We start from the raw sequence: 18,114 nt of genomic DNA, 5'->3' as shown, positions 1-18,114 counted from the left end.
CAGCTCGCAATCACGACTGACCGCAGACATGACGAACAGGACTTTCCAGTGACAACTGCAACCCTTTCCCTCTCCGAGCTCACGGCCGCCGCCACCCGGGCGGCCTCCATCGCGGCTGCCGCGTCGGACGCCGAGCGCGCAGGCTGGCTCAATGCCGTCGCCGACGCCTTGGACGCCAAAGTGGCCGAGCTGGTGGAGATCGCCGATTCGGAGACCAGCCTCGGCACCGTCCGGCTGACCGGCGAGGTGGCCCGCACCTCCGGCCAGCTGCGGTTGTTCGCACGCGTGATCACCGAAGGCTCCTACCTCGAAGCCGTGATTGACCACGCGGATCCCTCCGCCACCCCGCCGAAGCCGGACCTGCGCCGCATCCTGCGTCCCATCGGACCAGTGGCCGTCTTCTCGGCCTCCAACTTCCCGTTCGCGTTCTCGGTGGCCGGCGGCGACACCGCGTCGGCCCTGGCGGTGGGCTCATCGGTGATCGTCAAGGCCCACTCGGGCCACCTGAAGCTGTCCGAGCGGACGGCCGAAGTGGTCACCGAAGCCCTGCGTTCCGCCGGAGCGCCGGAGGGGCTGTTTGCGCTTGTGGCAGGCCGTGAGGTGGGTACCGCGTTGGTGCAGGATCCCGCCATCAAGGCCGTGGGCTTCACCGGGTCCATCCCGGGCGGCCGGGCGCTCTTTGACCTCGCGGTTTCGCGGCCCGATCCCATCCCGTTCTACGGCGAGCTGGGCAGCCTGAACCCGGTGGTCATCACCGCGGCCGCGCTGGCCGAACGTTCCGGCCAGCTCGCGGCGGGACTTGCAGCATCGTTCACTATGGGCGCCGGCCAGTTCTGCACCAAGCCCGGCCTGGTCTTCATCCCGGCGGGCACCGGCTTCGCTGCGGAACTGGCTGAGGCCAGCAAGGACAAGCCGACGGCGGCCATGCTCACCACCCGGATCTCCGACGCGTACCCGGAGGGCCTGCGCAACGTGGCCGCGCTGCCTGACGTGACCATCGTCAGCGGCACCGCGGACCAGGACGCCACCCGCGACGGCGCCGCGCCCGTGGTGTTCTCTACCTCTGCCGCCAATGTCCTGGAGCGCCCGGACGAGCTGCTGGAGGAGTGCTTCGGGCCCACCACGATGCTGATCGAATACTCTGACCAGGAAGAGCTCTCCGCGGTCCTGGCCAAGGTTCCCGGCAGCCTGACCGCCACTGTCCTCGCCCGGCCGGGCGAGGACGTCGCCGGCCTCGTGGAGCAACTGTCCGGCCTTGCCGGCAGGGTCCTGTTCGACGGCTGGCCCACCGGCGTCGCAGTGAACTGGGCGCAGCAGCACGGCGGCCCGTACCCGGCCACCACGTCCCTGTTCACGTCAGTAGGCGCGACGGCGGTCCGCCGCTTCCAGCGGCCTGTCGCCTACCAGGATGCTCCGGAAACGGTGCTGCACCCGGCGCTGCGCGAAAGCAACCCGCTGGGCATCCCGCGCCGCGTGGACGGTGAGCTGCTTCTTCCGTAACTGGTCGCGGGCCATCAAGGCAGGGGTCAACTAGAAGGGTTGATCTCTGCCTTGATGGGGCATGCCACTGCCATTGGCCTGCGCCGGCGACTGCTAAGGTCAAGGTCCGAAAGATGCTCTCACCAACGGAGTGCTGGTGTGCCAGTACTTCACTTCCGGCTCCATGGTCCCGGCAGACGTACCCTCCGGTCGGGGGTGGACTCGGGCGACTACGCCATCAGGTTCGCCAGCGTGGGCGGCAGTCCATGGATGTCCGTGCGGATCCCCTGCGCTTCATATGCGCTTAGAGTCACCATTGTCGGCCAAGCCATCACGCCTGATCCGGGAACGCTGGAGAGTTTTGTGGGCGCCTGCGGCTTCCCGTGGGACGAGGAGCAGGAGCGGATGGCAATGTAACTCCAGGACCCGCTCCAGTTCGTGCAACGGGAGACCGGTATCGTCCTGCAGAACCCGGAATGGGGAGTCACTCTGTTCGACACCCCATACGACGCTGCCTAGGTTTCCTCCTGCGACGCGTGCCGAGTCCGAGCCACAGCATGCTCTGGAGAGCGATACAGGGACCGGACATCGCCATCACCCGAGCATCCTTCTTCATGTGTCCCGTATAGGGTTCCCTCACCGGGCATTTTTGCGGGCGGGTCTTACGGGAATGGACCGGCCGCGGAAACGTGGCGATCGCGATCCGGAAATTTGAGAAGTGTTTGCTCCGGTGGGGGACCGGCTTACGAACCCCCACAGCAGTTCGGCGGCGGTGCGACCGGATGAGTCCGTGTCATAGCTGCAGCTCCCCGTAAGCTCTGCCGCGCCAGCTGCGGAAGGCGCTGTTCCCACAAGTCGCGGCACCAGACACGAAGTATCAGGTCAGCCAGTTTAGCTCCATTGGGCCAGGCAGCGTTCGACTTTGCCGCCATCCTGGTGGGTGTCGTTGTCGTCGGAATCCTCGCAGCTGGTGTCCTGAACCGCCGTCTTCGGCGTCATCCTGGCCCCATGGATAAGTCCTTACAGGGTCCGCGTTCCAGGAACGCGGACCCTTGGGTGGTGCAGCAGAGAAATTATGTGATGGTGACACCAATCAGCGTCACAGTTACCACTGCCCGACCGAACGGCTTGTCGCCGACATAGGTGAGCAGCTGCCACTGGACATTGGTTACGTCCGGGCCAGAATTGACGCAGTACTCATGCAGCCCGCTCGAAAGGGGGAATGTCTGGGACGTCACCGACTCATAGGCTGACAAGGTGAGCAGATGCTCCCCGCTGGCCCGGCCGGTTATATCCACCGAAACGGTGACGCACACCGAGGTGGACCCCTCTTCCATCACCTCGCTGTTTGACCAGAATGAAGCAACTTGTCCCGAATTGACCTTCTTCAGGGTGACGGTCAAACCGTCGCTGCTGATGGTTGCCGACGCATGAGCCGGCCGAGTCACGCCACAGGTGCCCCATTGCAAGTTCGTGGACGTGAGGACTTCGCCAATACATGGTCCTTCGACGGCCGCATTGGCCGCGGCGGCCGAGAACACGATACAGAATGCCGTGCCGATGGCTGCGAGGATGGCTACAAGCTTTTTCATGGAACATCTCTTTTCTAAATCTGTTATGTCACCGATGTCCTGCGACATAACAGGTTCAACTGAGTACCCGCCAAGGAGTTACTGTGTGGTGCACCGCCCTGGGGAATTCAGACTGCAATTGGGCTTCAATAATCAGAGCCTCCAACAGTTGAGGCATGCCCACTCGCACAAGGCCATGGACTGGGTATACTGATCAACCGGTAGGCGTCCTTTGGCGCTTATGATCTCAATGCCAAGCGAGCGAATGAAAACCCGTTCCGCTCAAGGTTTCCCCTACGGACGGACTTTGGCCCGCTTCCATCGACAAGCTGCGGTCCAGCCGTTACTTTTCTCCACGCGGCCTTGCGTACGATTTTTTCCTTTTTCTGAAGCGACCCCTTGTACGGCGCGATTTTCGGCCTCGTCGTCCTGAAGCTGCTGCTCGGCACCGTCCTGCTTGCCGGGCGCCGTCGCCCCGCACCCTGACGGCCACAGCCGCTCACTGACCCAGGCGAGTCGGGTGGCAGTCCCCCGCCACCGGACTCGCCGCCTTCCGCCCGCCGATTTTCGACAAAGGCTGAGATGATGGGAACCGAACTGCCCCACTGTCTGATCATCACCAACCCCGAAGACCTGGCCGGGGGCGCCCGCTCCTGCCGATAGGAGCACAGCGTGTCCAGACCCGGACTGCGAGCGGCGGCTGCGGTGGTCCTCGCACTCGTCGCGTCGTCTTGCGCAAGCAGCACCTCGAGCGAGGCCCCGGACTTTACCCCGCCTCCGAGGGCGAGCACTACGACACCGGAGAGTCCGCAACCCCCGCCGAGTCAGCCATCCAGCGCGCGAGAGCCGGGCACCACGATCACCACAGCCGCGAGCGACTTCGGCCAGATGCTCTTCGATGCCAAAAAGCAGGCCATCTATATCTGGGAGAGTGAGGAGAGCATCAGGCCGGAGTGTTACGACGACTGCGCTGAAGCGTGGCCACCCGTGCTGACCGACGGAGCGCCGACCGCTAGCGGCGAGGTCGACTCAGCGCTGCTGGGGACGACGAAGCGGCGGGACGGCACGACCCAGGTCACCTACAACGGGCATCCGCTCTACTTCTACGCGCACGAGGGGCCTGGCGAGGTGAAGTGCCACAACGTCTCGACCCACGGGGGGCTCTGGTGGGTCGTAGATCCGGACGGGATCCGAGCCCCGTAGCTGCAGTGCAGGCGGAGCCGAATCGGCGGCGCATCCTGCAGCTACGTGGCGTGGGCTCACCATCCGGGGACTGGCTGCGCCTCGTGAAACTCAATGGTGCAGCCACCAGGGATGTTGAGGTGGGGGTGAGACTTGGCCAGCTCACGGCGGCGAGTACCAGGTCGCCAAAGATCGTCGCCGTTTGGCGAGACGGTGACGGCTTGCGCTGCGTTTTACCTCCTTGCGGACGCTGTCGCGAGCTCATCAGACAAGTCGACCCAGCCCATCTCGACACCGAGATGATTCTTGGATCAGGTCAACCCGCATTGCTGCGAGAAAGGCTGCCAGCAAATGAATGGACAGAGCCGCTGGCGTCTGACTGAGGCGCACCGTAGACCGATCCCCTAGCGGACCGTGCCGCAGAGGGTTCGGCTTTCGGAACATTAAAGCGGCGCGTTGCCTGGCGCTGTCTGCTCCGCTGTCCGTGTCAGGAACCGTCCCGCCCGGCGGAAGTCACGACGAGGAGCCCAAATGCGATCACTGTCACTCCAACGCCAAGTGCCATCAGCCATGCGGCAAGTGTGTCACCGCGCAGGGCAAAGTTGATGGCTTGAGGAATGAACGTGAGCGGAAAGAACGGTGCAAGGACCAGTTGGGTGGCAAGACCCTTTCGAAGTTGCACCGCCGCGGCCCGGATAACCGAGAGATGCTCCGAATTTATAGGTGCCTTCCCTGCAATCTGACGCCGGACCTGCTTTGTTCCTCGCTTTCCAGGGAAAGCAGCACGTTGACCCTCCCCGGCTTGGCCGCGGGTACCACCTTCTTCGCGTTATAGACCAGCCCACCAACCACGACACCCAGCACCGCAAGGAGGAACGCGAACGCCAGATATGTCGGCCAGTCCGACAGCGTGCCACGGAGACCTAAGATCCCGACTGCGGTCCCGACCGCCACCATGAACAGTCCCGCCGGAAAGTAGCGCGTGAAATAGGTCTTCACGGCTTCACCCAGGCCGTTGTCTTCTATGCCCTGGGCTCTTCTTATGGCATGTGCCCAGCGGTCGTTCGACTCAGCCATGAGATCGTCTATCCCGCTCATCGTCTTCTTCCCCAAAGCACAAAACGCCGACAAGACGCCAATGAAAACCTGCTGATGCGTCATGTTCAGATCCTCAAATCCTGAACTATGTGTGCCAATAAGCCAATGCTCCACGCCTGCTGTTCCTGGTCAACAAGTCCGCTCAGGCGGCAGTTTTGTCGCGGATTCGGCGGTCTCCTCAGTCAGGGCAGCGATGATTCGCCAGCGGACCATTCCCTAGAGGGTTCGGCTTTCGGAACATTAAGTGCACGTGCCAATTGAAGCTGCGCAGCCGGCTGTATGCCGACCCTAATTGGACCGGCTACGACGCGCCATACCAACTCTTATCCGCGAAAACGCTGAAGCTGTCCCGCCGAGGGTTCCCCTTATGGGACAAGTTAATGGTCAAGCAAACTCTCAGCAGTCTCCCGGAGATAGTGCCTCCGCCGCCTGCCGCGAGGATGCTGGTCGTGAGCTCAGCGGGCGGTGTCCATCCGGTCACGCGCGCAACTCACAACGGCGGACAAATCGAGCCCGTAGGTCGGCCCGTCGCCTGAACCGTACTCCTCGAGTCGGGCCGCACCGCGCTCGAAGAGCCGGAGCGCGCCAACGCTGTTCCCCCGGGCGGCGTGGGTGAGCCCGACGCAGATCTGGGCAAGACCTTGCCAAAGGTTGCGTTCTTGGGCCGGCCCAGCTTTCCATCGGGCCTCAAGTACCTCATGCGCGGCGAAGGGCCGGCCCGCTTCCACCAAGCTCCGGGCCGAGACCAACGTCTCTGCCGGCGGCAGCGGCTCCTCGGAGACCGGCTCCACGCCAGCGCTTCCGTACGGCAGCGGCCGTCCAAGAGCGTCACGTGGCCGGGCCTGCCGCGGGCGCCTTGAAGCATCGCGATCCCTGTCGCCGGTCATTGCAGTTTCCGCTCTGAGCGTCCGTGGACCTTACTAACCTTCATCTGCCCAATGCTACGGCTCGGCCCTTCGAACATCCGTTCCACTGCAAAGGATGCCGTGGGGACGGCGGCCGCGAGAGAAGAAATGATCACCTCCATATCCTGCCCTCGAGCCATGCACTTCGCTCGGGCCGCGTGCTTTGAATTCTTGGTGTGCGTTCAAGGATCGGCTTACGGGCGGTGTCAGTCCTTCTGCAGTTTCTCGGCGAGCATTACGAGGATTCCGCTGGGACCGCGGAGGTACGTGAGTTTGTAGACGTCACCGTAGGTCGCTACGCCGCGTAGCGGATGGCATCCGTGCTTCGCAGCTATCTCAAGGGCTTTGTCGATGTCGTCGACCGAGAAGGCCACGCGGTGCATTCCGATGTCGTTGGGACGAGTTGGATTCGACTCGATCGCTTTGGGGTGGATGTATTCGAAGAGTTCCAGTTGACCCTGACCATCCGGGGTTTGGAGCATCGCAATTTTCGCGTGGTTGCCATCAAGCCCGACGGCAGTGTCGGCCCACTCGCCGCTGACGGTGTCACGGCCGACGACCGTGAGCCCGAGGTCGGTGAAAAAGGCGATTGTTGCTTCGAGGTCGCGAACGGCGATACCGACGTTCACAAATTTGATGGCCATGCGTTGAAGCTACCAAGGCGGACCGATTAGCTCCAGTGGCGAGCCGGGATTCGACTCAACAAGTTCCGGGACGATTGCCCCAAGCCGATGGGCTTACGGAACGATGAAGACGCTCAGCCGCCGAAACGTCAATGAGCGAGGCGGTCTTGCTTGCCCTGCATCCTGTCGCCACACTGAAACCATGCACTGGTCCCCGGATCCTGATGCCCTGCGAGGCCGAGTTGCAGTTGTCGCAGGAGCGACCCGAGGCGCTGGACGCGGCATAGCCGCTGCTCTGGGTGAAGCCGGGGCGACGGTAATCTGCACTGGACGCAGCAGCGCGGCCGGCAGAAGTAGGTCGGACTACGACCGGCCCGAGACCATTGAGGAGACAGCCGATCTGGTCACGCAGCTTGGCGGCGCCGGAGTCGCCATCCAGGTCGATCATCTCGACTCCGAAGAGGTCCGAAGCTTGGCCCAGCGGATCCGAACTGAATATGGCGGTCTCGATGTGCTGGTCAACGACATCTGGGGTGCTGAGGTCCTGAAAGGTGGCCCAGCCGAGTGGAATACCCCTATCTGGGAGCACGACCTAGACAAAGGGCTGCGCATCCTGCGACTAGCCATTGACACTCATATGATCACCTCGCACCATCTGCTTCCGCTGCTAATTACCAAGCGTGGGGGTCTTCTCATTGAGGTCACCGCACGGAGTCACGGCGATCGCCATCACGCCTGGATGGCTACGGTCGGAGATGATGCTCGATAGCTTCGGAGTCACCGAAACCAACTGGCGCGACGCTTTGGACCCATGCCTGGTCGGCGGAACCCCACGCGCCCCCGCAGGTTTCGCTTTCTCGGAGTCACCCCGCTATGTCGGTCGGGCCGTAGCTGCGCTGGCAGCGGACCCTGACCGCGCGAAATGGAATCAGCAGTCGGTCAGCTCCGCTCAACTTGCCAGAGAGTACGGATTCACCGACATAGATGGTTTGCAGCCCGATGGCTGGAGCGCGCACTAACCAGGCAGCTGTGTCCTGACGCTGCCAGGACACAGCTGCCTGGTCGCTGCACAGAGTCGTCACTCATCCTCTAACCATGCGCGCGTGTGGCGCGGGCCTGAAAGGATCCGGGTCTTCGCGCAGGGCCCGGGCCGCGTTGTTGGAGTCGAGTGCGTTAAACTGCGCCGGCCCATCGACTTCCGCTGGTGGCGCGATGGATTTCCCGGGAACGTGCGTGAAGGTCAGCAGCCGGAATGCGCCGGACTTCACGAACCTGGACAGTGACGTCACGTGCCTCCGGCGGCGTGGCCCGCCTCTCCGTCGGGGAAACATCGGCAATCAGTCCCATGCCGGCGTACTCACGCACGGCGGCGATCCCGGCAACAGCTGCGGTCTTGTTGTCAAAGGCCTTGGACACTGCCATCACGGTGCCATCCGGCGCGGTCAGGCGGAACCTGAAATACGACTCCGCGTCAATGAACAGTTCGAACATTCCGGCCATAGCAAATCCTCCCGGTCTGCGGGATCCGCCCCGCGGCGTCGTTGCCACGGAGCAGAAACGGACGCGCCGTTGCGTCCCCTTCCCGCTGGTTTTGTCCTGCAATCCAAATGATGAGTTCATCGCGTGCTCAATGAGTCTCGCTCAAGACAGCCTGTGCCACAAGACCCCCCGTTCGATCACCGACCCTAGGGAAGCCCCGGGACGACCGTCCCGGGGCTTCCCTATCCGTCTAACGGCAGGGCCTACAGCTGCAGCGTCACAGGCCGCTTGAGGCCGTTCACGGTGGTGGCGGGCCAGCGGTCATCCATAGTCAGGACTTGCATGCCGGACTCGGTGAGCTGGACGGTGTCCTCGATCTTTACTCCGGGTCCCGACGGGTTCCAGGTGAACGGCTGGTTGAGCACCACGGTGTCGGTGGCGGCGGTGGTGACGCGCGGATCCCGTCCGGCATAGCCTGCCGGTCCGCCCTGGTGGTGCTGCTCCCACTGCTCCGCGCCGAAACCGTGGCGGACGTAGGCCGCTTTTATCTCGCTGAAGACGTGGTCCAGCCGTGCTCCGGGGACCGTTGCATCGAAGATGTCCGCCTCAACGGCCGCGATCCGGGACTCTGCGTCGAGCTCTTCAGGGGTGCCGGCGTCGAACCTTACCCAGCGGGTGATGTTCGCGACCAGGCCGTCCCGGCGGGCGCAGACCACGGCCATGGCGCGGCGTCCGAGGGGCGCGTGCGTGGCCAGCGGGTGGCGGAAGTCGCTCCGGGAGCTGCCGTTGCACAGGAGTACCAGCGGCTCCGCGCCCGCTCCAACCACGCGGGCGGCCAGGGCGGAGGCCAGTTCGAATTCGGTGGTGTCCGGCCGGGCGGTGGACAGTACATCGGTCATGATGCGGGCCAGCTCCGCGCTGAGATGGGCGTAGCGGGTGGACTCGCCGGGCAGCAGTTGCTGCCGGGCAGCTCTCAGTTCAGTGGCCACGGAGGCCTCGGCCAGCGGTGTCCCGGCGCCCCCTCCGGAAGAACGTCCGACGGCGGCGGCGCCCTCGTGCAGGTTCCCGTACCAAGGCACGGTGTGGAGGGCCACCCCGGCGGGGAGCTCCTCGGCCGCAATCCGCCCGGCCTCGTTGTTGAACGTCACCAGGTGGTCGCCATCCCGGTCCACCAGCAGCGCGGCGATGGGGTCGCCGGCCAGGCTGATGTGGACACGGCTGCCGTCCAGGTACCAGGCCAGCGCCGTGTGCGTGGTCAGAAGCAACGAGTCCTGCCCCTTGGCATCGAGAATGTCCATTACGCGGCGCCGCTTGATGGCACGGTCCGCAGTGGAGGCGGGCGCCGCACGGCGGCCCTGGTCCGCAAACGTTGCGGCTGCAGTCAGCTGCGACGGCGGTGTAGCAGCGGTGGTTGTCTGGCTCACGAGCTGTCCCCCTGTGTGTTGATCAATGTCTCGATGTCTTCGGTACCCAAAATTCCGTCGGCGATAAGCACGGTCACGCTGCGGCGAACCGGCACACCGGGTTCGGCGATGACCGGCGCGTCCCAGGCCAGCGACTGGCCAACTCCCGCGTATCCGTCCACCCGGACGAACCACGGGTCCGTTGAACCCGCCGCGGCGACGAACACGAGCGTGGCCGCGCCGTCGCGAACGGCGCCAGTGCGAGTGCCGCCGTCGAGCGTTCCACCCGTGAAACCGCCCGACCAGGCGAGCCACGGCGTTACACTCCCGTGCACGGCGGACTCACCCACCCCCGCAGGCGTCCAGACGCTCGCCCCGGAACATTCGGGAAGGCGCCAGAAGAACCCGCCGTAACCGCCCCCAACACGGCCGTTGGAACCCGGACTTCCCAGGCTCACGGGCTGGTTGCCGGAGGGGGAGAGCGCGAAGTCGAGGGTGAGGCGCCAGGCGGAAGGCCCGACGGCGGCCCACGTCCAGGTGCGCTGCTCGGTCAGGATGGGTGCGCCGTCGGGGCCGTTCCAGGCGAGGTTCTCGGTCAGCTCGCCCTCGGCGGCGGACGGTTCGCCGGGAGACGGTCCGCCAGCCCGGACGATGCTGCCGTGGTCGGGGCGCCAGACGTACTCGCCGGCCGCCCGGGTATACGTGCGCCCGCCCCAGAAGTTGACGCCGTCCACATCCTGGAGTGCAACCCCCACGCCCAGATGCCACACGTGGTCCAGCGGCTGGTGGTCCGTCACAACGGTCCCGGCCAGGGTACGGACGGGGTGCAGGTACGGGCGGGGCGAGGACACGGCGCGGATGCTGCTGCCGTCCTGATAGTCCGCCACGGGATGCCCGGCAAGGTCGAAGGTCCGGACCGGCGGCAGGCTGCTGACCCAGGGGACGCCCAGCTCGGCAAAGGTGGCCTGCGCCTTGGTGGCGCGTTCGATCAGCGCGGCAATGCCCTGGACCACCGGGTGGGCGTCGTCGCCGTCGCCCTCCCAGCTGACATGGCCCGTGTCGATTTCGCGGGGCGCGGGGGCGGTGCGGATGGCTTCCAGCACACACATGAATGCGCCGGCATCCGGCAGTGCACTGAGCAGGGGAGTGCCGGCGGTCCGCGCAGCGAGCAGGTTCTCCAGCAGGTCGGTCCGGCCGAACGTCTCCCGGCGCTCGCCGTCTGCCGTAGTGATGACCAGTTCGTCTTCGGTGTAGAAGAATGTGATGTCTCCCCGAGTCCCATGGACCGTGACGGAAGGCCGCTGCTGTTCGGGGGCGCACAGCGTGAGCGCACACAACAGTGTGGTGCCGGCAGCTGTGCGGACGCGGATCACCGAGGTGTCATCGCTCTGAGTGTCGTTGGCGCGGTAGAGGTCCGTCTCCACGGAGGCGACGTCGGCAACCGTGTGGGCGCCAGCCATGTTCAGGGCGGTGGCCACGGCGTGCGCCAAGGCATTGGTGGCCACGCCGTCCACCACGTCGATGCCGTCCAGGCTGCGCTTTCCGGCCCACCGGGAACGCTTAAAGTAGCTCCTGGTCCGCAGCCACATGCCGGTGGCGCTGAGTCCCAGCACCTCTCCGATATCACCGGATTCGATGGTGTTCCGGATTTCCGGCAGGGCCAGCGAGCCCAGGCTCTGGAACCCCACCTGCACGAGCCTGCCGGCGGACTCGGCGGCGGCCAGCACCTCCTGGAACTGGGCCATGGATGCCACCGGCGGCTTCTCCACGTACACGTCGGCACCGGCGGCCAACGCTGCCAGGACCAGGGGAGCGTGCGTCTGGATGGGGGTGGCCAGGATGACCACGTCCGGGACCGGCCCGGCCGCCAGCAGCTGGTCCAGGGTGTTGAAGACGGCCACGGACCCGGCCAGCGTGCCCTTTTCCGGGGGGGTGGGGTCCGCCACTGCTACCAGGTGCAGGGCCCCGGCATCGTCGAGCCTGGCGAGGTTGGCCAGGTGCGATTCGCCAAAGCCGTGCACACCCACGAGGGCTACGCGCGGGAGGACTGCCGGAACGTCACCTGCCGTTGCGGAGCTAGCGGGCGCCGCGGGGGCGGATTGCTGAATCATCTGGGGTCCTCGGTGGCTAAGGGGTTGGCAGGGGCGAAAAGGCTGTGGGTGGCGGGACCCGGTGCGACGAGGGTCCCGGACAGGTAGCTGATGGCTTCATTCTGCATCTCGACCGTGAAGTCGTGCCCGCCTGGCCAGAAACTCCCGGTGTAGGAGCCGGCCGAGTGCAGGGACTCCAGGATCCGGTGGGCGTCCCGCATCCCTTCTTCTGGGAACAGCTCATCGGCCAGCGCGTACTGCACCAGTAGTCCGTCGGCGCCGGATCGTCCGGTTAGTTCCGGCCAGTCGCCCAGCTTCCAGAGGCCGGGGGTCTGGAGCAGCCAGGAATGGGCATCCAGGTAGGCGGGCAGCAGCGACTGGAACGTGGTCATCATGCACGTGACCACGTAGTTCCGGATCCGCGGGCTGAGGACCGCCAAAGCCACGGCCCGGCCGCCGCCACCGGAGAACCCGATGCAGCCCAGCCGCTCCGCATCCACCCCGGGCAGGCCGGCAAGGATCTCCAGGGCGGCCAGGTCATCGTGGGCCACCATCCCCGCCAGGCTGGTGCCCAGCAGGCCGGCGGCCTTGGCCACGGTGTCTTCATGGATTCCCGCAGCGGCGTTGTACAGTTCGGCATCGGAAGATACGACGCCGGCCTCCCGCCATTGCGACTTCCTCGCCTCCAGCGCGGATTCCGTCCGCCACGGCGGGGTGGACAGATCGAAGCGCCGGCTGCCCCATGCGAAGGCGTCGTGGGCCAGGACGGCGAAGCCCCGGCGGGCGACCTCCGTGGCCAGGGCTCGCCCTCCGTAGTGCCCGGCACGGGCTTCCGCTGCGGACGGGTGGGGATCAGGAAGCGCGACCAGCCGGTCCGCTCCGCTGAACTTGTTTCCCCCGTGGCAGTGCAGGGCCAGCACGCCGGGCAGCGGCCCGGAACTCCCGGCCGGCCGGACCAGCCAGCCGGTGGTGCGGGGGCCGAAACCCAACTGCCAGCTGAGCTGGGAGGTGGTGACGCCGTCGTACGTTTCCTCCCAGTGAACGGTGACTCCCGCCGGGGGAACACCTGCCGGAACGCCCAGGGCGTCCGACAGGTCCTGCGCCGCCGGGGTGGCTGCTTGGTAGCGCGGCCGGTCACGGACGTAGGCAGGCCAGTTCTCATAGCCTGCAATTGCGCTGGGCCGGACCGGCCGGGAATCCTTGCTCACTGACCTGCCTGTTGTTCGGGTGGACGGGGAGGGTTGAAGGCGCGGCGGATCGGGACGGATGTTGAACTGTGGGTAAAGTGATCCGGTTGCAGAAAACGCTTTCTCAAAAACTAACAAAGGGCTATACAGGAGTCAAGAAACCGTTTACTTTGGTACGGAGCCGCTTTCAACGTCCCGCGTGACGGAGGCCGGATCCGGACAGCTGCACACCAAGTGAGTCCGCCGCCGGAGACGGTGCAAATATGGATCGCCCAGTGCGATCAACCCAGACGTGGAGGGCCACGATGACCAAAGGAGGCCACATGGCCGCTAGACACATACCCAGGACGCCGTGCCCGGCAGGAATGCCGGCTGCAGCGGGCCTGCTGCGTGAAACGGAGTTGCCGCAATGAGTGCCATCAGTGAACTGAGCACCCTCAAGCGCCGCAACGGCCCCATGACGGCAGCGGAGAAAAAAGCGAACGGCCGGGACAACAAGGCCGCCTACATCTTCTTGCTGCCGTGGCTGGCGGGCCTTGTTGCCATCACCGTCGGCCCGATGCTGATGTCCCTGTACCTGTCCTTCACGGATTACAACCTGCTCCAGCCGCCGGAATGGGTCGGGCTGGACAACTTCATCCGCATGTTCGCCGACGCCCGGCTGCACAACTCGCTGGGCGTGACGTTCACCTACGTCTTTGTAGGCGTCCCGCTGCAGCTCGGTGTTGCGCTGCTGATCGCGCTGGTGCTGGACAAGGGCCTGCGCGGGCTGCCGTTCTACCGTTCCGTCTTCTACCTGCCGTCCCTGCTGGGCGGTTCCGTGGCCGTTGCCATCCTGTGGAAGCAGATCTTCGGCACCACCGGCCTGGTCAACCAGGCCCTGGCCATGTTTGGCATCCAGGGTCCCGGCTGGATTTCCGATCCGAGCACCGCGCTGGGCTCCATCGTCCTGCTGCACGTGTGGACCTTCGGCGCCCCGATGATCATTTTCCTGGCCGGCCTCCGCCAGATTCCGGTGATGTACTACGAAGCAGCAAAGGTGGACGGCGCCAGCACCCTCCAGCAGTTCTGGCGGATCACGCTTCCCATGCTCAGCCCCATCATTTTCTTCAACCTGGTGCTCCAGATCATTGGATCCTTCCAGTCCTTCACGCAGGCGTTCATCGTTTCCGGCGGCAATGGCGGCCCTTCGGATTCGACGATGTTCTTCACGCTGTACCTGTACCAGAAGGGCTTTGGCCAGTTCGACATGGGCTACGCCTCCGCAATGGCGTGGTTCCTGCTGGTCATCATCGGTGTGTTCACCGCCATCAACTTCATCGCTGCAAAGTATTGGGTTTTCTATGACGACTAAGCTTGAGACGCTGCCCGCCCCGGACAAGAACACCGCCGGCGCCGGTAAGCCTACGAATTACCGCAAGCCCGCGAAGCGCCGCGAATCCCGCGGCACGCTCGCCTTCAGCAGGGCTGCCCGCACCAGGGCCTTGATCAAGCATGGCATCCTGATCCTCGCCGGCGGCCTTATGATCTACCCGCTGCTGTGGATGGTGGTCTCTTCGCTCCGTGCCAATGAACTGATCTTCCGAGAGCCTGGCCTGTGGCTCAACAGCCTGGAGATGGGCAACTACACGGACGGCTGGTCCGCGCTGACGCACCCCTTCGGGCACTATATGCTCAACTCGGCCATCGTGGTGATCGGCTCCATCCTGGGAAACCTGATCTCCTGCTCCATGGCCGCCTACGCGTTCGCGCGGCTCCAGTTCACGGGCAAGAAGCTGTTCTTCGGCATCATGCTGCTGACCATCATGCTCCCGTTCCACGTGGTGATCGTGCCGCAGTACATCCTGTTCTCCCAGATCGGCTGGGTAAACACGTTCTGGCCGCTCATTGTGCCCAAGCTGCTGGCCACCGATGCGTTCTTCGTGTTCCTGATGGTCCAGTTCATCCGCGGCATCCCGAAGGACCTGGATGAAGCGGCAAGGATCGACGGCGCCGGGCACCCGCGCATCTTCCTGCGGGTCATCCTGCCACTGATGGTGCCGGCCCTGGCCACCACCACCATCTTCACCTTCATCTGGACGTGGAACGACTTCTTCGGGGCCCTGATCTACCTGACGGATCCGGACATGTTCACCGTTCCCGTGGCGCTGCGCGCCTTCGTGGATTCGCAGTCCGCCACGAGTTGGGGATCGCTGTTCGCGATGTCCATCGTGTCCCTCCTGCCGGTGTTCCTGGTGTTCCTCTTCGGCCAGCGGTTCCTCATCAAGGGCATCGCCACCACAGGCATCAAGTAGATCCAGCGAAACGCCTTGCTCCAGCCGATGGCCCGTCCTCCAAGGGCGAGCCAATGGCGTATCCCGCTGTGTCGGGGCTGGCGTGGAACGTCCGCCAAGGCCCAAGGGAACAGGACACGAAAACATCTTGTAATACAAGTCATGTACTTGTAGCATGAGACTTAAGAAAACGCTTTCTCGTTTACTTTCCCCAATAACCAGATCAATGAAGATCGGAGTACCCAGTGGCGCTTTTTCACCGCACTGAGTCAGATGCCAAGAACCGTACGGCAGAGACGCCATCCACCGGCGCACCGCGCCGTTTCCGCAAGACGGGCGTCGTTGCCGCGGCAGCCGCCGTCGTGCTTGCCCTGAGTGCCTGCGGCGGGGGAGCCTCCCCGCAGAGCGATGGCGGACCCGTTGAGCTGCGCTTCTCCTGGTGGGGCAGCGACAAGCGTGCCCAGCTGACGCAGGCCGCCATCGCCGCCTTCGAGGCCGAGAATCCCAACATCAAGATCAAGCCGGAGTATGGCGACTGGAGCGGATACTGGGACAAGCTGGCCACCCAGGTCGCCGCCAACGACGCCCCGGACATCATCCAGATGGACGAGAAATACATCACGGAGTACTCAACCCGCGGTGCGCTGCTGGACCTCTCCAAGTACGAGATCGACACGTCAAAGCTGGACGAAGCAGCCCTCAATGCCGGCAAGAGCGAAGACGGCCTGACCGGCATCGCCGCCGGCATCAACGCGGCCACCATCCTGGCCAACCCGTCCGTCTTCAAGGCTGCAGGCGTTGAACTTCCCGACGACAAGACTTGGACTTGGGAAGACTTCGGCCGCATCTCCGCCGAAGTCACCGAGAAGTCTCCGAAGGGTACTTACGGCTCTGCCGCCTACGGCACGGACGAGGCCTCGCTGGGAGTCTGGCTCCGGCAGAACGGCAAGTCCCTGTACACGTCCGACGGCAAGCTGGGCTTCGAGCCCTCGGACATCGCCGACTGGTGGGCTTTCCTGAAGCAGCTCAGCGAGAAGAAGGCTGTGCCGTCGGCATCAGAAGTTGTGGAAGCTGAGGCCGCAGCGCTGGACCAGAGTGGCCTGGCCACGGGCAAGAACGGGCTCGCCTTCTGGTGGTCCAACCAGCTGCCGGCGCTGGAGAAGGCTGCCGGAACCGACCTGCAGATCCTGCGCTTCCCGTCCACCACCGGCAAGGCTGCCGACGCCAAGCTCTGGTACAAGGCATCCCAGTTCTGGTCCGCCTCATCGCGCACCAAGCACCCTGAGGAAACGGCCAAATTCATCAACTTCCTGGCCAACAACACCAAGGCAGGCGAGGCCCTGCTTGCCGACCGCGGCGTCTACCCCAACTCCGACGTCCGCGCAGCCATCGAGCCAAAGCTGACCCCCGCCGATATCAAGGTGATCAAGTTCATCGACCAGATCAAGGGCGAACTCGGCGAGGCTCCGGCCCCGCCGCCGAAGGGCGCCGGCGCCATCCAGGAAATCGTCAAGCGCTACACCTCCGAGGTCCTCTTCAACCGCCTGTCCACTGAAGAAGCCGGCAAGAAGGCCGTGGACGAGATGAAGTCCGCCATCAGCTAAGTCCCGCGCCGCCGTCGGGCTCTTCCGGATGCAGCTTCTGAAGGAAGCTTCAGCAGGAAGCGTACGACGGCGAGTGGTCACCACAGTCCCGGCTGGAACCTTTGGTTCCGGCCGGGACTGTGGTGTTTTAAGGTCCGTGTACTGGGTCCTGCTATTCCCGGCAGCCATGAGTGCTAGACGGGTTCCGGTCCTCGTGGTCCACGAGCACTTTAATTCATGGGGGAGAACATGAAGGCATTCGGTTGGACCGCCGCTGCGGCAATACTACTGATATTGACCGGTTGCGCAGATGGTGTGCCCAGCGGGCATCCGACGCCGAACACACTGGAAGTTAGTCCGCCCAGTGCCGTCCCCACTGTCGGTCCGACTTCATCCGCTCAGGCCTCAGGGGCGCCGGTTCAAGCGATCACTATCCCGCTGGGCAAGCAGAAGCAGACTGGTGTCGAGGCATGGCTGACCATCAGCGGCTTTTCCGGGCCCGGAATTTTTCAAGTCGGTCGGTACCAAAGGGAGTTAGGCTGCTAGTTTTTCGGTGTTTTCCTTGGGTTGGTTGATCCATGCGTGCCCGGGTAGGGACAGGATTTTGGGGTCGCTGGTTTTGGTGAAGCGGTTGGGGTGTTTTTCCCGTGCCGCGGCGAGTGTTTCCGAGCGTTGTTTAGCGACGCCAGTGGCGAGTCCGTAGTGGACGTTGGCGGGGGTGTGCAGGCCAATGCCGGAGTGCTGGTGGTGATGGTTATACCAGTCCACGAAGCCGCTGATGAAGGACCTGGCATCGCCGAGGGACGCGAAGCGTTCCGGGAACGTTGGACCGTATTTCAGTGATTTGAACAAGCTCTCGCTGTAGGGATTGTCATTGCTCACGCGCGGCCTGGAATGGGACCGGGTGACCTCCAGGTCCGAGAGCAGCGCGGCGACGGTCTTGGACGTCATGGACGTTCCCCGATCGGCGTGCACCACGTTGGGGATGCCGTGGATGCCGAAGATTTCCTTCATCATCTCCACCGCCAGCTCCCCGGACTCGTGGGCGTGGACGTACGCGCCGACAATGTAGCGCGAATAGATGTCGATCATGACGTAGCAATCAAGGTACTTGCCCTTGATCGGTCCGGCGAGTTTGGTGATGTCCTATGCCGACCTTGGGGCTATGCCGATGATGCTGGTAATGGTGCTGGTCAACGGGGTTTTGTGGGGTTGAGATGTCGGCATAGTTGATCGGCGGT

At 64.3% G+C, this 18,114-nt stretch carries 15 protein-coding genes and 1 pseudogene; 7 read left to right on the top strand and 9 right to left on the bottom strand.

The window, feature by feature from the left end:
• Positions 1 to 48 precede the first annotated feature (48 nt).
• Together NG698_RS20820 and NG698_RS20815 are read left to right on the top strand one after the other, a co-directional pair.
• Positions 49 to 1,500 (top strand): aldehyde dehydrogenase (NADP(+)), encoded by a 1,452-nt coding sequence (locus tag NG698_RS20820; protein WP_252599844.1) that lies wholly within the window; start codon positions 49 to 51, stop codon positions 1,498 to 1,500.
• A gap of 195 nt (positions 1,501 to 1,695) precedes the next feature.
• Positions 1,696 to 1,896 carry a hypothetical protein gene (locus NG698_RS20815; RefSeq protein ID WP_252599845.1) on the top strand — a complete coding sequence of 67 codons (201 nt, stop codon included), beginning with the start codon at positions 1,696 to 1,698 and terminating at the stop codon, positions 1,894 to 1,896.
• Positions 1,897 to 2,552: 656 nt separating this feature from the next.
• Here NG698_RS20815 and NG698_RS20810 read toward each other — a convergent pair.
• Entirely contained in the window at positions 2,553 to 3,071 is a 519-nt protein-coding gene (locus NG698_RS20810) for a hypothetical protein (protein WP_252599846.1), read from the bottom strand.
• Between the two features lie 867 nt (positions 3,072 to 3,938).
• Here NG698_RS20810 and NG698_RS20805 point away from each other — a divergent pair.
• Entirely contained in the window at positions 3,939 to 4,253 is a 315-nt protein-coding gene (locus tag NG698_RS20805) for a COG4315 family predicted lipoprotein (protein WP_252599847.1), read from the top strand.
• 696 nt (positions 4,254 to 4,949) lie between these two features.
• Here the strand turns inward: NG698_RS20805 and NG698_RS20800 are convergent.
• The 3 genes from NG698_RS20800 to NG698_RS20790 form a co-directional block, all read right to left on the bottom strand.
• Positions 4,950 to 5,393, bottom strand: coding sequence for a hypothetical protein (locus NG698_RS20800; protein WP_252612098.1), 444 nt, complete (start codon positions 5,391 to 5,393; stop codon positions 4,950 to 4,952).
• Between the two features lie 392 nt (positions 5,394 to 5,785).
• Complete coding sequence (locus NG698_RS20795; protein ID WP_141141551.1) at positions 5,786 to 6,217, bottom strand: DUF309 domain-containing protein; 432 nt, start codon at positions 6,215 to 6,217, stop codon at positions 5,786 to 5,788.
• A gap of 224 nt (positions 6,218 to 6,441) precedes the next feature.
• Positions 6,442 to 6,879, bottom strand: a complete 438-nt coding sequence (locus NG698_RS20790) for a VOC family protein (RefSeq protein ID WP_252599849.1) — start codon at positions 6,877 to 6,879, stop codon at positions 6,442 to 6,444.
• A 103-nt stretch (positions 6,880 to 6,982) separates the two neighbouring features.
• Here NG698_RS20790 and NG698_RS20785 point away from each other — a divergent pair, with 103 nt between their 5' ends.
• On the top strand, positions 6,983 to 7,627 hold the full coding sequence (locus NG698_RS20785) for an SDR family NAD(P)-dependent oxidoreductase (protein WP_308293063.1): 645 nt from the start codon (positions 6,983 to 6,985) through the stop codon (positions 7,625 to 7,627).
• 404 nt (positions 7,628 to 8,031) lie between these two features.
• Here NG698_RS20785 and NG698_RS20780 read toward each other — a convergent pair whose 3' ends face one another.
• The 4 genes from NG698_RS20780 to NG698_RS20765 form a co-directional block, all read right to left on the bottom strand.
• Positions 8,032 to 8,358 (bottom strand): YegP family protein, encoded by a 327-nt coding sequence (locus NG698_RS20780; protein WP_252599851.1) that lies wholly within the window; start codon positions 8,356 to 8,358, stop codon positions 8,032 to 8,034.
• 242 nt (positions 8,359 to 8,600) lie between these two features.
• Positions 8,601 to 9,635, bottom strand: coding sequence for a M24 family metallopeptidase (locus NG698_RS20775; protein WP_252612107.1), 1,035 nt, complete (start codon positions 9,633 to 9,635; stop codon positions 8,601 to 8,603).
• Positions 9,636 to 9,757: 122 nt separating this feature from the next.
• The gene (locus NG698_RS20770; RefSeq protein WP_252612096.1) at positions 9,758 to 11,851 is read right to left on the bottom strand and encodes a DUF6807 family protein; all 2,094 of its coding nucleotides are present in this window, start codon (positions 11,849 to 11,851) and stop codon (positions 9,758 to 9,760) included.
• Entirely contained in the window at positions 11,848 to 13,038 is a 1,191-nt protein-coding gene (locus NG698_RS20765; RefSeq protein ID WP_252612094.1) for an acetylxylan esterase, read from the bottom strand. Before NG698_RS20765 ends, NG698_RS20770 begins: the two co-directional genes overlap by 4 nt.
• Before the next feature lie 388 nt (positions 13,039 to 13,426).
• Here NG698_RS20765 and NG698_RS20760 point away from each other — a divergent pair, with 388 nt between their 5' ends.
• The 3 genes from NG698_RS20760 (at position 13,427) to NG698_RS20750 (ending at position 16,894) form a co-directional block, all read left to right on the top strand.
• Entirely contained in the window at positions 13,427 to 14,371 is a 945-nt protein-coding gene (locus tag NG698_RS20760; protein ID WP_252599854.1) for a carbohydrate ABC transporter permease, read from the top strand.
• Positions 14,361 to 15,311, top strand: coding sequence for a carbohydrate ABC transporter permease (locus NG698_RS20755; protein WP_252599855.1), 951 nt, complete (start codon positions 14,361 to 14,363; stop codon positions 15,309 to 15,311). Before NG698_RS20760 ends, NG698_RS20755 begins: the two co-directional genes overlap by 11 nt.
• Before the next feature lie 224 nt (positions 15,312 to 15,535).
• Complete coding sequence (locus NG698_RS20750) at positions 15,536 to 16,894, top strand: ABC transporter substrate-binding protein (protein WP_252612092.1); 1,359 nt, start codon at positions 15,536 to 15,538, stop codon at positions 16,892 to 16,894.
• A gap of 513 nt (positions 16,895 to 17,407) precedes the next feature.
• On the opposite strand, the pseudogene NG698_RS20745 reads toward NG698_RS20750, so the two are convergent.
• Positions 17,408 to 18,019, bottom strand: a pseudogene (locus tag NG698_RS20745) (transposase); the annotation flags it as partial.
• Positions 18,020 to 18,114 lie beyond the last annotated feature (95 nt).

Origin of the sequence: Pseudarthrobacter raffinosi (assembly GCF_023913735.1) — a bacterium.
In the GTDB taxonomy this organism is placed as follows: Bacteria; Actinomycetota; Actinomycetes; order Actinomycetales; family Micrococcaceae; genus Arthrobacter; species Arthrobacter raffinosi.
This window is presented reverse-complemented; position numbering and strand designations above follow the sequence as displayed.

Coding starts and splice junctions, on each gene's coding strand:
- NG698_RS20810 (WP_252599846.1), bottom strand. CDS start 3,071: ATGAAAAAGCTTGTAGCCATCCTCGCAGCCATCGGCACGGCATTCTGT.
- NG698_RS20805 (WP_252599847.1), top strand. CDS start 3,939: ATGCTCTTCGATGCCAAAAAGCAGGCCATCTATATCTGGGAGAGTGAG.
- NG698_RS20800 (WP_252612098.1), bottom strand. CDS start 5,393: ATGACGCATCAGCAGGTTTTCATTGGCGTCTTGTCGGCGTTTTGTGCT.
- NG698_RS20795 (WP_141141551.1), bottom strand. CDS start 6,217: ATGACCGGCGACAGGGATCGCGATGCTTCAAGGCGCCCGCGGCAGGCC.
- NG698_RS20790 (WP_252599849.1), bottom strand. CDS start 6,879: ATGGCCATCAAATTTGTGAACGTCGGTATCGCCGTTCGCGACCTCGAA.
- NG698_RS20785 (WP_308293063.1), top strand. CDS start 6,983: ATGAAGACGCTCAGCCGCCGAAACGTCAATGAGCGAGGCGGTCTTGCT.
- NG698_RS20780 (WP_252599851.1), bottom strand. CDS start 8,358: ATGGCCGGAATGTTCGAACTGTTCATTGACGCGGAGTCGTATTTCAGG.
- NG698_RS20775 (WP_252612107.1), bottom strand. CDS start 9,635: ATGGACATTCTCGATGCCAAGGGGCAGGACTCGTTGCTTCTGACCACG.
- NG698_RS20770 (WP_252612096.1), bottom strand. CDS start 11,851: ATGATTCAGCAATCCGCCCCCGCGGCGCCCGCTAGCTCCGCAACGGCA.
- NG698_RS20760 (WP_252599854.1), top strand. CDS start 13,427: ATGAGTGCCATCAGTGAACTGAGCACCCTCAAGCGCCGCAACGGCCCC.
- NG698_RS20755 (WP_252599855.1), top strand. CDS start 14,361: ATGACGACTAAGCTTGAGACGCTGCCCGCCCCGGACAAGAACACCGCC.